Raw genomic sequence first — 13,481 nt, 5'->3', positions numbered from 1 at the left:
TATTTCAGATAATTGGCTCTTCCACCAAGTGCGCTGGTCAATTGCAATGGGCCCCTCTTGCCAAAAATACCAAGAGAACCGCCAAGAATCGCAGCATTGCATTGCTGCCCGCCTGCTTTGCCGGCGCATTGGTTAACTCAATTCCCGTAAAGAACTGGATTTTTGCCATATTGCAGTGCAAAATGTAAGTTCTGGTGTTTGGGGCGCAGAGCGTCTTGGGGAAAAGAATGAGTAACTTCAGTGATATGATGACATATCTCGGTCTCGATACGAGTGAGGCTGCGATGGTGCTCAATGTATCTGAAGATGAAATTCTTCGCTGGTGCAATACGAGCGAGGCTCCTCCTATCCATATCTGGCAGGGCCTTGTGCGCATGCTCGACGAAATCCGCCTGTCGGCCGAGGAAGCCGCCAAATCGGCCGATCTCGATCATCTGGATGCAACGGACCTCAACCGGATCAACCTGATGGTGCCTGGCGGCACCACGTCGGATCTTGCAGGTCCGAAGCGGGCCGCAACTGCGCTCGCGGTCGCGACACTGGCACGGGTCTTCGTTTGATCTGAAGCGATCCTTCGCTTCGGTTCGCGCCTTGCTCAGGCAGGCACGTGCAGCTTCATCCCGATCTTTTCGGCCAGTGCTTCCGCATCCACCGGCTTGGGCAGCTTCGAAAAACGTTCCGGAAATCTGTCTGAAAACAGGTCGTCCTGTGGCAGATGCCCCGAAACGGCAACGACCCGGCAATCGGGGTGCGCATCAAGAGCTTTCGCCACAAGGTCCCAGCCCGAGTAACCATTGTCGAGCTGCAAGTCCGTCACCAAGATCGAATAAGGCATGTCGCGGCCAATCCTGACATTGGCATCCTCAAAACAATGCTCAGTCGTCACCTTGTACCCGAACCTTGTCATGAGGTCTGATATTGCAGCCGCCGACCTCCGGTCGTCATCAACCACAAGAGCGTGCCTGATCCCGTTCCCGTTTCCGTTCCCGGCCACGGTCTCCACAGAATGGGTGGTTTGTCCGCCAGGCTGCCGGGGAAAGGTCAACGTTACGCAGGTTCCGTGCCCCGGCTGCGATGCAATGTGGATGGTGCCGCCTGACTGGTGCGCGAACCCGTGCACCATGGACAGCCCCAGGCCCGTGCCTTCGCCATTCGCGCGGGCGCTGAAGAAAGGCTCTGCGGCCTGGCGCAACGTATCTGCATCCATACCGCAGCCATCATCCTTCACCGATAGCGAGATCGTCCCGTCTGTCTGCCGCGTCACGGCAATTTCGATATGGCCTACGTCTTCGATGGCCTGTCCTGCATTGACGCACAGGTTCAAGATGGCGCTCTCCAACTGGCCGGGGTCGATCCGCGCATGCATCGGGCCTTCGTCGCACCTGATCGTCAGTGTTACGGTTTCTGGCAGGGCCATCGACAACAGGTCTTCCATGCCTTCCGCAATCACGGCGATATCGGTTTCGATGGGGGCGAGGTGCTGTTTGCGGGCGAAGGCCAGAAGCCTCTCGATCAGTGAAACACCGAGTTCGACAGCGTCATTGATCCTTGCCTTCAGCACGGAGGCCCTGGGGGTAAGTTCGCCCTCCAGCATGTGAAGATTTCCGGAGATCGTGGACAGAATGTTGCCGAAGTCATGGGCAACTTCGCCTGTTACTTTGCCGAGGCTTTCCACTCGCCGGATTTCTTCCAGCCGCTCGTCGATCCTTTTGCGTTCCGTTGTTTCGGAAAACAGCCAAACCGAGCCGCCGTCGGGCAAGGCCGACTGGCGCACTTCCAGCACCCGGCCGGTGGTGTCTGCGTATTCGCCAAATCCGGCGCGGTCGTTTTCATTGGCGCGGCGTTCGAACGGTGACTTTTCCAGAAGTTCCGGCAAAGTCATGCGTTTGCCGCGGCCAGCCCTTTCAAGGCGCAACAACTCCCGGACACGATCATTTTCGGCCAGGATCTGTCCGGTTGGCGACAGGACCGCGACACCGTCGCTTATGTTCTGGAAAACGGTGATGAAAAGCTCGTTCCGCCGCCAGACTTCCCTGGTTTTCCGTTCCAGGCGCAGCGCGTTGGACCGGAACTTGCGGAATGCCTCTGACAACTGCCCGATTTCGTCCGACGAACTTGCCTTCTTTGGGAGCCGCGCCTTCAGATCTCCTGCCGCCAACCGCCGCATGACTGCGGTGATCTGGTGCAGGTTGCGAACCACGTAGCGGGAAACAAACAGGGCGGAGCCGATGGCAACAATCAGACTGATGCCGGTCAGGACAAGAATGACGGCCTTTGCAAAGGTAATGCTGGTCGTTGTCTTGTCGCGTGAATCGCGAAGCCGCAGCTTTGTGTCCGTCACCTTCTGAAGGGCGTAGGCGTTCACCTGCGCGAGCTCGGTGCGAATGCGGAAGAGCGCGTTTTCGGCATCGAGCTTGGCAGCGAGGCTGGCGTAGCGCAGTGAGAACAGGTCGCCCCGCCGCATTACGGCGTCATCGACCTCTGCCAAGGCTGTGCGTACGGCGGCAGGGGCATTGGAAGCAATGTCCTGACGGATACGCCGGAAGCTGCTTTGCTGCTCACCGACCTTGATCAGCTCCTGACTGCGCAACGCACCGATGGCCGCCATGACCAGCTGCTGCAGGGCTGACCAGTTCTGACGGTCTACAGGCGACAGGTCTCGAGATTGTGCGAGCCTCCTAAAGCGTTTTTGAAGGCGCTCCAGATCCTGATCGATCAGTGCGAGTTCTGCAGCGTTCCTGCCTTGCGGAACCATTGCGCGGGCCAGATCGGTGATCGCGACCCGGATGCGGGCAAGAGGCCTGATGAGGTCGGGATCGCCGCCGCCCAGTGTCTCGATGTGATCAAGCGTTGCGAGAATTCGTTCGGCCTCGCTTTCCAGTTGGAAGCTGGGGCTGAGTGTCATCAGAAAGGGCGCGGAGGCGGCCAGTTTCGACGCGTTGCCGGAAAGCTCCAGGGCGTCGGAAACGTCGCTCAAGGTCTGGTCGTGAAATGTGCCGAGCTGCTCTTCGGCGCTGTTGAGTGTGATGAGGGCAATGGCCCCGACAACCATGACCACGACAAGAAGCAGGCCGATGGAGGAAAGCAGCAGCGAGCGGATGCTGGGCTGGCGGAGCCGGGACGTGCTCATGGTCCGTCCGCCTGAAGGACGAAGATGTATCCCTGTGCCCGGCGGGTCTGCAGATGAACGGGCTTGGACGGGACATTCTCGATCTTGCGGCGCAGCCTCAGGATCAGGACATCGATGGTCCGGTCCACATAGCGCTGCATGTCGCTGCCGATCTCGCGCATCAGGTCCGTACGGGGAATGATCCGGTCCGGGTTCTTCACGAAATATTCCAGGAGGACATATTCCGCATTGGTCAGCGGAATCTCGTCGCCGTTACCGTCAAGCAGTTCCCTGCGTTTCAGGTTCACCCTCTTGTCGCCGAAGATGATTTCCTGATCCTTGCCGGCTTTCGCAGCTGAAACGCCATGCCCGTAGCGTCGCAGAACCGCGCGGATGCGGGCGACGAGTTCTCGCGGATTGAACGGCTTCATCAGGTAGTCGTCAGCGCCTGTCTCAAGGCCGATGATCTTGTCGATCTCGTCGCCGACACCGGTCAGCATGACGATTGGAAGCTCGCTGGTTTCGCGGATGTGAATGGCAAGGGTCAGACCGGATTCGCCCTTGAGGCGCAGGTCAATCAGCGCGAGATCGAAATCCTGGGGGCTGCCGGCCGCCTTGAAGCCGTCGCTGTCCTGAAACGCAACCGGTTCGAACCCGCTTGCCTCCATGAGAGCAGACAGGGTTTCGCGCACATCCGCGTCATCATCGATGATGGCAATCACCGGTCTTGTCGCGCTTGCATCCATGCCGTCGCTCTCTTGCACCTTCATGAGCTGTCTAACACAAGGACCAGGTTGCGAGACCAGAATCTCGTTACAATTGTTTCACCCGCCCATGGGTGGTTGTAACACTGTTAACAAAATAGGGCTGTCCAACGGCTTCTGTTAACACTTCGCCGCTCGTTTTCCCTCGCCACATCCCGCTAGGCTGAAGTCGATCTTTCAAGAGCCTTGCGGTGCGATGCGCTGTGAGGCGCGAGTGATCTGTAATGGGAGGAAAATATGAGAAATATGCTGGCCCGGCTCGGTTCCGTGGCTTTTGTGACCGGTTTTGCCCTTTCGTCCGCTTATGCAGCTGAATGCGCGAACCAGGGTGCACTTGATAGCATCTATTGCGATGCCAATGGCGATCTTGTCGCCGATGCTCCGTCCGATCCGGCCAAACTGAGCAACCCGGACACGCTGGTCTTCGCCTATACACCGGTTGAAGATCCGGCCGTTTACGCCGACATCTGGGCACCTTTCATCGAGCATCTGGAAACCGTTACCGGCAAGGACGTGCAGTTCTTCGCCGTGCAGTCGAATTCGGCTGAAGTGGAAGCCATGCGGTCCGGCCGTCTGCATATCGCGGGCTTCTCGACCGGCCCGACGCCTTTTGCCGTCAATCTCGCCGGTGCCGTGCCGTTTGCGATCATGGGCAGCGAAGATGGTCAGTTCGGCTACCGCCTTCAGATCTACACCCAGGCCGACAGCGATATCAAAACGCCTGCCGATATGAAGGGCAAGCGCATCGCGCACACGTCTCCGACGTCCAACTCGGGCAACCAGGCGCCACGTGCCCTGTTCCCGGACCTCGGTGTCGTGCCGGATCAGGACTATGAAGTCATCTATTCCGGATCCCATGACCAGTCGATGCTGGGTGTGGTTGCCGGCGACTATGACGCCGCACCGGTCGCTTCCGAAGTTGTTGACCGCATGGCGGAACGTGGCCTTTACGATCCGGAGGAAGTGCGCATTGTCTGGGAAAGCGATCCGTTCCCGACAACCTCCTTCAACTATGCCCACGACCTGGACCCGGCCCTCGTTGAAAAAATCAAGGAAGCGTTCTTCAGCTTCGACTTCAAGGGCAACAAACTGGGTGAGGAATTCGAGGGCGTAAGCAAGTTCGTCCCCATCACCTACAAGGATCAGTGGGCTGTCATCCGGCAGATCCAGGCCAGCAACGGTGTTGAATACACACCGCAAGGTCTTGCCAAGTAAGACAACTGGCTTTGACGGCCCGCCGTGAGTCGAACTCCGGCGGGCCGGTTCAATCGAGGTAAAACATGCTAAAGATAACAAGCCTTGTGAAACGTTACGGGGCCGGGGATCCTGTGCTCAAAGACCTGGACCTCGAGGTTCCCGGTGAAGAAGTCGTCTCCGTGATCGGCTCTTCGGGCGCGGGCAAGAGTACACTGCTTCGCTGCATCAACCGGTTGGTCGAGCCGACCTCCGGCAAGATCTTCCTGAATGGCACCGATTTCACCAGCCTGGGCAAGCGCGAGCTGCGCGTCGGCCGCCGCCGCATCGGCATGGTGTTCCAGAGCTTCAATCTGGTCGACCGCCTGACCGTCATGGAAAATGTCCAGAGCGGGCGCCTCGGTTACATCTCGACCTGGGCAGCGCTTTCGAGGCGTTACCCCAAGGAAGACATCCGCCGGGCCTATGAGCTCATGGAGCGGGTCGGGATCGCCCATTACGCCAACAAGCGCGCGGACGAACTTTCAGGCGGTGAACGCCAGCGTGTCGGCGTTATCCGGGCGCTGATGCAGCAACCGGAAATCCTTCTGGCCGACGAACCGACAGCATCTCTCGACCCGAAGACCTCGGAACAGATCATGACGCTGCTGCGGGACCTCGCACGCGAACTGAAGCTTCCGGTGATCATCAACATTCACAACGTCAATGAAGCCAAGGAATTCAGCGACCGTATCGTCGGCATGCGCTATGGGCGGATCATTTTCGACGATCTGCCGGATGCCCTGACGAAGGACGCAATGCACGAGATCTATGCCGGTGTTCCTCATGAGGACCGGCAGATGGAAGGCGCTGCGGCATGAGTACGGCGAGGGATACCTGGCGCAAGCAGCCCTTCATCGCCAACCCGCTATTGCGCTACGGCCTTTATGCCGCAATAGCGGTCTACATCGTGACCACCTTTGCGACGCTGCCGATCGACTGGGACCGCATGATGCAAGGCCTGAGCCGTGCAGGGCGGATCTTCGGCGGGGCCTTCCCGCCCAGCTTCCAGCGCAGCGAATTGCTCATCGACGGGTTTATGGAAAGCCTGAAGATCGCGATCCTTGCAACTGTCGGCGGCATCCTGCTGTCGATCCCGATCGCCTTCATGGCGGCCAGGAACATCGCGCCGCTCCCGATCTATTATTTTGGCCGGGCAGTCATCATCATCGCACGCAGCTTCCATCCGGTAATTGTCGCCATCATCTTCGTGAAAGCGGTCGGATTCGGTCCCTTCGCGGGCGTCCTGACGCTGATCGTCTACTCCATCGGCTTTGTTGCCAAGCTGCTGGCCGAAAAGATCGAGGAAATCGATCCGGGGCCGGTCGAAGCAATGAAGGCAGCGGGCGCACCGTTCCTGTCGACACTGGTTTACGCGGTGTTCCCGCAGATCATGCAGCGCCAGATCGGACTCGGGATCTATCAGCTCGACAGTAACCTGAGAGCCTCGGCGGTCGTCGGTATCGTTGGCGCAGGCGGCATCGGCGCCACCCTGGCGAATGCCTTCGGGCGCTACGACTACGACTTCGCCCTGGCCATCACCATGGTCATCGTGGGTGCCATCCTGATTTCCGAAGCCGTCAGCGGTGCAATCAGAAAGCGGATCGCATAATGGAACAGGTACAGCTCCAAGACTGGGCGCGTTACACGCCGGCCCAACGGTTTCAGCGCTACGGCTACTTTGCCCTGACCGCACTTGTCGTTGCCTGGGCCCTCGGCAGCGTCAACATCATCTGGGCGTGGGTGTGGGACGCGCCGACCCAGATGGGCGATCTTTTCAGCCGCATGGTGCCTCCAGACCCGACCCACCTCGACCAGATTCTGAGTGCGTTGTGGGAGACGGTAAACCTTGCCACAATCGCCACGGCAATGGCGGTCGTGCTGGCTCTGCCGGTGGCCTATATCGCCGCGCAGAACACCACGCCGAACGCACTGACGCTCTGGCTCGGCCGGTTCATCCTGGTCTCGTCGCGTTCGGTGAACACGATCATCTGGGCCCTGCTGTTCGTGGCAATCTTTGGCCCGGGTGTTGTTGCCGGCATCGTTGCAATCATGTTCCGTTCCATCGGCTTCCTGGGCAAACTGCTGGGCGAAGCCATCGAGGAAATCGATCCGAAACCGGTCGAGGCGCTGAAGGCGTGCGGCGCAAGCCATTTCAAGGTGGTGCTCTATGCCATCGTCCCTCAGGTCATGCCGACCTTCTTTGCGGTGACTATCCTGCGCTGGGACATCAACCTGCGGGAATCCACGGTTCTCGGGCTGGTCGGGGCAGGGGGCATTGGTGTGATCCTGCAAGGGGCAATCGATACCTTCAATTGGCAGGAAGTCTCCATGGTGCTCCTGGCCATCATCGCCCTGGTGGTGGTGGGAGAGGTCGTATCGTCCTACCTGCGGCGCAAGATCCTCTGAAAAGGGCCGGAACCGGTTGCCCGAACTGAAAAGCCGTTCTGGCAAATTGTAAATGATGGCGCGGCAGCGGGAAACCTCTGCTGCGCCATTTGCTTTGTGGAAACTCTTCGTCATTTGGTCCGAAACCCGTCTGAAACGAAGCGGCCTTTCTTGAACTTTTCTTCGTTTCAGTGATGATCGAAGCAAGACATTGCCACCAACCGCTGATTTGCCATCACCGCTCGGCTGACGAAACAAGACGTCACGTCCGGAACCAGCCCAGCAACCGTCCGGTTTCTGCGGGCGGCCATCACACCATTAAGGCCCGGCCTATGACTGAATCGCTCAAGGGACTTGCCGCCGCGCTTCTCGCATTTGCCCTGTTTTCCACGCATGACGCCATCATCAAGGAACTCGGTGGCAGCTATCCGGTCTTTCAGATCATCTTCTTCACGATGCTTTTTGCCTTCGTGCCGATGTCGATGATGATGCTGGCGGACAAGGCGGTCGACAATTTCCGTCCAAGACACCCCTGGCTGGTGCTGTCACGCGCAGGCCTGGCCATTATCGCCATGTCCTGCGGGTTCTACGCCTTTACGGCGCTGCCGCTGGCCGAGGTCTATGCATTGCTGTTTGCCATGCCGCTTCTGATCACCGCCTTGTCGGTACCACTGCTTGGTGAGACCGTACGGGCGCAGCGCTGGGCTGCCGTGATTGTCGGTTTGATCGGCGTTCTAATCGTTTTACGTCCCGGCGTGACGGAGTTGACCCTCGGCCATGCAGCTGCCCTGACAGCGGCCTTCGCCAATTCGCTTTCCACCATTCTGGTGCGTAAACTCGGCGGCAAGGAACGTCCGGCCGTCCTGATCCTCTACCCGATGATCCTGTCCATGATGGCCATGTCGATGACGCTGCCGGTCTTCTATGTGCCGGTGGAGCTTCTCGACCTCGGACTTATGGCGGCGATCGGCTTTCTCTCGGTCATTGCCCAGTTCCTGACGATCTCCGCCTACAAGGCCGCGCCGGCCGCGGTCGTGGCACCGCTTCAATACAGCCAGATCCTCTGGGCAAGCCTGTTCGGCATGTTGTTCTTTTCCGAAACTCCGGATTTCTACGTCGGCCTCGGTTCTGCAGTCATCATTGCATCGGGTATCTTCGTCGTATGGCGCGAGAGCCGGGAGAATGTCTCTGTACAGACCCCGGTCCTGAAAACCGCCAATCCACGTTTCGATACCGGTCCACAGCCGAAGTAGGGGCGTGCGAGCGTCGGTATTCGGTGTCCACGCCGGCTTGTCGAATTGGACACCTCATCCTGAGGAAGCGCGTGAGCGCTGTCTCGAAGGATGGGCCACTTGCTCCTGAGTATGCAGCCCATCCTTCGAGACGCGCAGAAGTGCGCTCCTCAGGATGAGGTCATGAGGGCGGCGGGGGAAGGAACCCAGGTCACCACAGCAGTTGGCCAAGTAACTGGCCCCAAGCCAGACATTCCTCAGTCCAGCCGTTTCTTGAAGCGGAAAGCGGCGACGATCATGCCCAGAACGAAGAACCCGCACATCCAGAGCACGTCGCGGTGCAGCTCAAGCAGCCCGGCGTCCCGCAGGACGAACCCTCTGATCATGCGCATGAAATGGGTCGCCGGAAACGCCTCGGCAATATACTGCGCGATCACCGGCATGCCTTCGTAGGGAAACATGAAGCCGGACAGCAGGATGGACGGCAGCAGTACGAACACCGTCATCTGGGTTGCCTGCAACTGGCTCTGGGCAATGGTCGACAATACCAGGCCCAGTGACAGACTGGCTCCGATGAAGAGCAATGTGCCGACAAAGAGATCGAATATCTTGTCGCCGAAAGGCACGTTGAACAGCAGGTGTCCGAGCCCGAGGATGATCATCGTCTGCAATAGGCCGATGAAGATGTAGGGAATGATCTTGCCGATCATCAGCTCGATCGGCCGCACCGGTGTGTTGATCAGCATTTCCATGTTGCCGCGCTCGCGTTCGCGCACGATTGCCGCAGAGGTGAACATGATCATGGTCATGGTCAGGATGATGCCGACCAGGCCGGGCACGATGTTGATGGCGGTACGCTGTTCCGGATTGAAGAACAGGGCCACCTCGAAGGTCGGCGTCGACCGGTTCGGGGCCTGACGGTTCAATTCGGCCAGCGGCATGTTGCGCAGCGATTTGATGGCACCTGCAATCATGGTGTCGGAGCCGTCGACGATCCACTGGGCAACAGGGCGGCTGGTTTCCTCGTCGGTGGAAGGCGGCGTGCCCAGGTTGGCGGCGGGCGAGCGGGCGACCCTCTGGGAGAGGTCGTCCGGCAGAATGAAGGCGGCGCGCACGCGGGCAGCCTTGATCGCGGTTTCTGCTTCCTCGATGCTGGTCAGGCGTTCGGTCACCTTTACGACACGGGTCGCTTCCACCATCTGGATCAGGATCCGGCTCAACCCGGTCTGGCTGTGATCGACGACAGCAACGGGAATATCACGAATGTTGGTGTTGATGGCGTAGCCGAACAGGATCAGCTGGATCAACGGGATCATGATGACCATGCCGAAGGTCATCCGATCCCGGCGCAACTGGCTGAGTTCCTTGAAGAAGATGGCCGATATCCGTGAAAGGGGTCTGATCATTGTCGGCCTTCTCCCGTTGCCGTCACGAAGACATCTTCCAGGTTCGGGCGCACCTTTTCGATCAACGTGGCACCGTTGGTCTCGTCCTTGTTTTTCAGGAACGCTTCGGGATCGGCAATGTCGTCCCGCACCAGAACACGCAGGCGTGCGCCCAGCTGAGCGGCGGTAATGATGCCCTCCGTTCCCAGCAGTTTCCGGCGGATTTCGCGCAGGTTGGGACCTTCGATTTCCACGACATTGGCACCCATTGCCGCCATCAGGTCCTTCGGTGCCCCGTCAGCACGTTTCTGGCCTGCTTCCATGATCGCAATCTTGTGGCAGCGTTCTGCCTCGTCCATGAAATGCGTGGTCACGACAATGGACGTTCCGCCATCGACCAGGTCGAAAAGCTGTTCCCAGAAATGGCGGCGCGACTCCGGGTCAACGGCAGAGGTCGGTTCGTCCAGAAACAAAAGCTGCGGTTCGTGCAGAACCGCGGTTGCCAGCGCGAGGCGCTGGCGTTGCCCGCCGGACATCTTGCCCGCGAACCGGTCACCCAGCTCGCTCAATTCATATCGCTCCATGACCTCGGCAATGCGTTGCTTCTTCCGCTTCGATGGCAGGCCGTAGATCGTTGCCATGAAGTTGAGGTTCTCCAAAACCGTCAGATCGCCGTAGAGCGAAAAGGCCTGGGTCATGTAGCCGATCTTGTATTTCAGGGTCTCGGCATCCTTGGGAACGGAAAGCCCCAGCACTTCAACGGTGCCTTCGGTCGGTGTGAGAAGGCCCGTCAGCATGCGCATGGCCGTGGTCTTGCCGCAGCCGTTGGGGCCGAGAAAGCCATAGATCATGCCACGCTCGATGGTCAGGTCCAGCCCGTCGACCGCCCGGAAGCCCTTGAAGCTTTTCACCAGGCCCTCGGCCCGGATCACGATGTCGCCGTCGTTTGAACTCACGGCAGAACAACCTGGGCCGGAACGCCGTTTGGCAGGTCGTTGGCGCTGTCAGGCAACTGCACTTCGGCGACATACATCAACCGGGCGCGCTCGGATTGATTGAGCGCGTAATAGGGCGTGAAGGAAGCTTCGGAGCTGATCCAGCGCACAGTGCCTTCGATCGGCTTGTCGAGGCCGTCAATTCGCACCTCCAGCTTGTCGCCCTGCTTGACCTTTATCCGGTGAGGTTCGGGAACATAGACGCGGGCATAGGGTGCATCGCCGGCCAGCATCACAACAACAGGACTGCCGACCGTCACCCGTTCTCCAAGGTTCCAGGGAAGGTTATCGAGCGTGCCATCACGCGAGGCGGTGATGGTCAGATCGGACAGGATCTTTTCCTGGGTGGCGAGGCTTGCCTGGGCGGCCTCCAGTTCGGCCTTGGCTATGTCGAGGTCTTCCGGTCTTGTGCCGGCGACAAGCTCCTTCAGTTGTTCCTGTGCACTTTTCAGGGTCGCGTCGGCTGCATCGCGCGCAGCCTTGGCGCTGTCGAGCTGTGCCTGGCTTGTGGTGCCGCGCCCGGTCAGGTCGTCGTAGCGCCCGAACGAAGCCTGTGCATCTTCCAGCTCCGCCTTCGCACCCGCAACGGCTGCGCGGGCCTTGGCAATCTCCTCGTCGCGGGCGCCGTTTTCAAGCTTCACGAGATTGGCCTTGGCCTTCTGCACCTCCGCCTTCGCCTGGGCGACGATGGCCTGCTGTTCGGCCGGGTCCAGCTGAGCCAGAACGGTTCCCTTCTTGACGAAGGTTCCCTGTGGCACTGGCAGCTCGACCAGAACCTCGTTGGCTGTTGCGGTCAGTGCGACCCTGTCTCGCTCGAGGTTTCCAAGGGCAACATTCTCGTCTTCACCGTAACAACCGGCAGCAAACAGGCACACGGTGGCTGCGAGGACACTGCGCAGACGGAGTGTGGACATGAATTCCTCCCTATGGATCAAGGGTATGCGGCAAGAAGGGTATCGCCTTGCCGCCACCATAACCTGCTTCGCGGGCCTGTGCCATGGCTGGTTGAGGCTGGTTCGGACCTGCCGTCTTCGGGGCAATGCCGGGCGTCAGCACCGTGCATGCCAAGCAGGAGGGCGCAGGTCCGGTCTTCTGCAAACGATACGATAAAGGCCGCGGTTTGAGCCGCAGCCTTTCTTGCAAAAACGACAGGAACGAACGCCGTCAACTCGCCCGTTTGAAAACGTTGTACCAGCGCTTCCTGGGAACGGTGATAGCCCGTTCGAGGATTTCCGCGGCATAAAGCGAAGCGTTTTCCCGGGCCTTGCCGACGCCGGAGACCAGCGACGTGTCGAGGCCGGAGAGGCCACCGCCGAATTCGAAGAGATCGCGGAACGCGGCACGTTCCACAATCGGGGTCATCAAGACATCGATATTCTGGGCGGACAGGAAGTCCTGGACCGCCTTCATGGCACGCGTCGTCACCGCGGCATTGGTACGGGTCAAAACCACGCAATGCTTGATGTCGTGGCGGACAATCTTTTCCAGCTTCTTGATCAGGGTCAGGATCTTGGCGCCACCGCGCGCATCCATCGAAGACCCCTGGATCGGCACGACCACAAGGTCGGACACTGAAAGTGCGTTGGCGACGATGAGGTTTTCGGTTCCCTCAAGATCGACAATCACATAGTCGGACGTCTCGGTGGCAAGTGTGATCTGCTCTGTAATGGAGGCCGGCGAAATTTCGCTGACGACGTTGATGCCCGGGCTCTTGCGTGGCAGTTCGTACCACTTCGAGATCCATTTCTGCGGGTCCGCATCAAAGATGGTGACACGCTTTCCCCGTGCTGCGACTTCTGTCGCCAGCAGCAGAGCCGCCGTGGTTTTTCCGGCGCCGCCCTTTGCGTTTGCGAAGGAAATGACTGGCATCTGGCTTCTCCTGACCTTGCCGAGCATTGTCTGGAGCAACTTGCGTCTGCGAGCGCATGCCGAAAGCTGCCCCAACACCTTGAAGGCGATCTGTCAGCGGGTTCCCGAGTGTTCCGTTGCAAATCCGCTTGTGTCGCCGATGACCCATTGCAGGCCTATCTGTCTGGCAGTCTTGGATTTTTATGGTTACCAAATCCTTAAATTCGCAATTTGCAGCAGACTTATTCAACAAACGTTAGGATTTGTGGATAAAGACCAGCGAAACGCCTTGGCACTATTTGCAAGGGTCCGGCGAAAAGCTGCGTTTAGCCGCAATAGGCAGCCTGCATGACGCGAATTTGGCAACAGCAACACCTCGTGTGTCTTCTGCCTGGGGTGGAGAGAAATCCTGCCGGATTTTGGATCGCCACCGATTGCATGCGCCTTGGGTGCCGCGTAGGTTGTCGGTGCGGAAGGGGTGCCTGAATCGGTGGTCTTCCGCCTGTTGATCGGTCTCAAGGTATTCG

General features: G+C 59.1%; 12 protein-coding genes. 6 read left to right on the top strand and 6 right to left on the bottom strand.

Going from position 1 to position 13,481, the window contains the following annotated elements; all coding sequences use genetic code 11:
- Positions 1-227 precede the first annotated feature (227 nt).
- On the top strand, positions 228-560 hold the full coding sequence (locus FIV05_RS26115; RefSeq protein ID WP_139314017.1) for a hypothetical protein: 333 nt from the start codon (positions 228-230) through the stop codon (positions 558-560).
- Positions 561-595: 35 nt separating this feature from the next.
- Here FIV05_RS26115 and FIV05_RS26110 read toward each other — a convergent pair whose 3' ends face one another.
- Positions 596-3,130, bottom strand: coding sequence for an ATP-binding protein (locus tag FIV05_RS26110; protein ID WP_152511519.1), 2,535 nt, complete (start codon positions 3,128-3,130; stop codon positions 596-598).
- The gene (locus tag FIV05_RS26105; protein ID WP_023000016.1) at positions 3,127-3,879 is read right to left on the bottom strand and encodes a response regulator transcription factor; all 753 of its coding nucleotides are present in this window, start codon (positions 3,877-3,879) and stop codon (positions 3,127-3,129) included. Before FIV05_RS26105 ends, FIV05_RS26110 begins: the two co-directional genes overlap by 4 nt.
- A 231-nt stretch (positions 3,880-4,110) precedes the next feature.
- Here FIV05_RS26105 and phnD point away from each other — a divergent pair, with 231 nt between their 5' ends.
- From phnD to FIV05_RS26080, 5 genes are all read left to right on the top strand, one after another.
- Positions 4,111-5,088 (top strand): phosphate/phosphite/phosphonate ABC transporter substrate-binding protein, encoded by a 978-nt coding sequence (gene phnD / locus FIV05_RS26100; protein WP_208984471.1) that lies wholly within the window; start codon positions 4,111-4,113, stop codon positions 5,086-5,088.
- A gap of 65 nt (positions 5,089-5,153) precedes the next feature.
- On the top strand, positions 5,154-5,927 hold the full coding sequence (gene phnC / locus FIV05_RS26095) for a phosphonate ABC transporter ATP-binding protein (RefSeq protein ID WP_006939395.1): 774 nt from the start codon (positions 5,154-5,156) through the stop codon (positions 5,925-5,927).
- A complete protein-coding gene (gene phnE / locus FIV05_RS26090) occupies positions 5,924-6,718 on the top strand; it encodes a phosphonate ABC transporter, permease protein PhnE (RefSeq protein ID WP_055658501.1) in 795 nt (264 codons plus the stop codon). Before phnC ends, phnE (FIV05_RS26090) begins: the two co-directional genes overlap by 4 nt.
- Positions 6,718-7,515, top strand: a complete 798-nt coding sequence (phnE, locus tag FIV05_RS26085) for a phosphonate ABC transporter, permease protein PhnE (protein ID WP_023000019.1) — start codon at positions 6,718-6,720, stop codon at positions 7,513-7,515. The genes phnE (FIV05_RS26090) and phnE (FIV05_RS26085) overlap by 1 nt, the downstream gene beginning before the upstream one ends.
- Before the next feature lie 311 nt (positions 7,516-7,826).
- Positions 7,827-8,747, top strand: coding sequence for a DMT family transporter (locus tag FIV05_RS26080; protein ID WP_023000020.1), 921 nt, complete (start codon positions 7,827-7,829; stop codon positions 8,745-8,747).
- A 236-nt stretch (positions 8,748-8,983) separates the two neighbouring features.
- Here the strand turns inward: FIV05_RS26080 and FIV05_RS26075 are convergent, their stop codons facing one another.
- The 4 genes from FIV05_RS26075 to FIV05_RS26060 form a co-directional block, all read right to left on the bottom strand.
- Positions 8,984-10,132: an ABC transporter permease gene (locus tag FIV05_RS26075; protein ID WP_075284259.1), complete on the bottom strand. Its 1,149-nt coding sequence runs from the start codon at positions 10,130-10,132 to the stop codon at positions 8,984-8,986.
- Positions 10,129-11,067, bottom strand: coding sequence for an ABC transporter ATP-binding protein (locus FIV05_RS26070; RefSeq protein WP_209009796.1), 939 nt, complete (start codon positions 11,065-11,067; stop codon positions 10,129-10,131). The genes FIV05_RS26075 and FIV05_RS26070 overlap by 4 nt, the downstream gene beginning before the upstream one ends.
- Complete coding sequence (locus tag FIV05_RS26065; protein WP_152511518.1) at positions 11,064-12,020, bottom strand: HlyD family efflux transporter periplasmic adaptor subunit; 957 nt, start codon at positions 12,018-12,020, stop codon at positions 11,064-11,066. The genes FIV05_RS26070 and FIV05_RS26065 overlap by 4 nt, the downstream gene beginning before the upstream one ends.
- A 250-nt stretch (positions 12,021-12,270) precedes the next feature.
- A complete protein-coding gene (locus FIV05_RS26060; protein WP_286202234.1) occupies positions 12,271-12,975 on the bottom strand; it encodes a ParA family protein in 705 nt (234 codons plus the stop codon).
- Between the last annotated feature and the right edge of the window lie 506 nt (positions 12,976-13,481).

Source organism: Labrenzia sp. THAF191a, assembly GCF_009363335.1.
Lineage (GTDB): Bacteria > Pseudomonadota > Alphaproteobacteria > Rhizobiales > Stappiaceae > Roseibium > Roseibium algicola.
The sequence above is the reverse complement of the archived record's forward strand: the minus strand, read 5'-3'. Positions and strand labels throughout refer to the sequence as shown.

Excerpts from the sequence above, each read along its gene's own strand:
- FIV05_RS26065 (WP_152511518.1), bottom strand. The coding sequence starts at position 12,020 with ATGTCCACACTCCGTCTGCGCAGTGTCCTCGCAGCCACCGTGTGCCTG.
- phnE (WP_055658501.1), top strand. The coding sequence starts at position 5,924 with ATGAGTACGGCGAGGGATACCTGGCGCAAGCAGCCCTTCATCGCCAAC.
- FIV05_RS26110 (WP_152511519.1), bottom strand. The coding sequence starts at position 3,130 with ATGAGCACGTCCCGGCTCCGCCAGCCCAGCATCCGCTCGCTGCTGCTT.
- FIV05_RS26115 (WP_139314017.1), top strand. The coding sequence starts at position 228 with ATGAGTAACTTCAGTGATATGATGACATATCTCGGTCTCGATACGAGT.
- phnE (WP_023000019.1), top strand. The coding sequence starts at position 6,718 with ATGGAACAGGTACAGCTCCAAGACTGGGCGCGTTACACGCCGGCCCAA.
- phnC (WP_006939395.1), top strand. The coding sequence starts at position 5,154 with ATGCTAAAGATAACAAGCCTTGTGAAACGTTACGGGGCCGGGGATCCT.
- FIV05_RS26080 (WP_023000020.1), top strand. The coding sequence starts at position 7,827 with ATGACTGAATCGCTCAAGGGACTTGCCGCCGCGCTTCTCGCATTTGCC.
- FIV05_RS26060 (WP_286202234.1), bottom strand. The coding sequence starts at position 12,975 with ATGCCAGTCATTTCCTTCGCAAACGCAAAGGGCGGCGCCGGAAAAACC.
- FIV05_RS26105 (WP_023000016.1), bottom strand. The coding sequence starts at position 3,879 with ATGAAGGTGCAAGAGAGCGACGGCATGGATGCAAGCGCGACAAGACCG.
- phnD (WP_208984471.1), top strand. The coding sequence starts at position 4,111 with ATGAGAAATATGCTGGCCCGGCTCGGTTCCGTGGCTTTTGTGACCGGT.
- FIV05_RS26075 (WP_075284259.1), bottom strand. The coding sequence starts at position 10,132 with ATGATCAGACCCCTTTCACGGATATCGGCCATCTTCTTCAAGGAACTC.